This is a genomic window from Pseudomonas entomophila (genome assembly GCF_013523165.1).
In the GTDB taxonomy this organism is placed as follows: domain Bacteria; phylum Pseudomonadota; class Gammaproteobacteria; order Pseudomonadales; family Pseudomonadaceae; genus Aquipseudomonas; species Aquipseudomonas entomophila_A.
In genome coordinates, this window is record NZ_JAAMQI010000056.1 from 1 (window position 1) to 788 (window position 788).

The 788-nt window shown below is 60.5% G+C and carries 1 protein-coding gene; it reads right to left on the reverse strand.

What is annotated here, in order from left to right:
• Window positions 1-788: immunoglobulin-like domain-containing protein (locus G7Z99_RS19615; protein WP_375139176.1), on the reverse strand; the 788-nt coding region annotated here is incomplete at both ends.

The following is a 788-nucleotide window of genomic DNA, read 5'->3' on the forward strand; positions in this document are numbered from 1 at the left end:
TACCTGGAGTGCCCGGCTCGTCGGTCACATCGGTAGTGACATAGCCGGAGGTCGACAGCTTCTCGAAGACGTTGCCACCGGTGATACCGGTGATGGTCTTGACGATGGTGCCCTGCCCGCCAACGTATACGTCATCGGCGGTCGTCAGCACGTAAGTGCCGCTCGCCTTGCCCGCATCGATGGTGACGACGCCGCCACCTTCCAGCGTGAAGGTCATGCCGCCGTGACCGGTGACCGGCAGGCCGTCCTTGCTGATCAAGGTCACGGTGTAGGTGATCTGACCGCCTTCGGTGACGGTGGTCTTGTCAGCCGTCAGCGTTGCGACGACTTCGTTGATGGTGTCGGTGATCTGCAGCGTTGCTGGAGTGGTGCTCAGTTGCAGGTTTTCGAAGTCCTTGCCACCGGCATCGACTGCGCTCTGTACGCTCAGGTTTACGATTTCGCCGTCCTTGAAGACGTCGTCACCTTGGGCTGCCAGGGTGTAGGTAGCCGTGGTCGAGCCGGCTTTCACAGTCACGGTATCGCCGTTGCTGAGGGTGACGTTCAGATCACGCTCCAGCAAGCGGTTAGTGGTGACGGTAAAAGTCGCTGGCTGGTTTTCGTTGACGCTGCTCTGGTCAGCCGTGATCCCAACGGTCAGCAGATCGCCACCGTTGGTACCGCCCGGCGTACCTGGGTTACCTGGAGTGCCCGGCTCGTCGGTCACATCGGTAGTGACATAGCCGGAGGTCGACAGCTTCTCGAAGACGTTGCCACCGGTGATACCGGTGATGGTCTTGACGATGGTG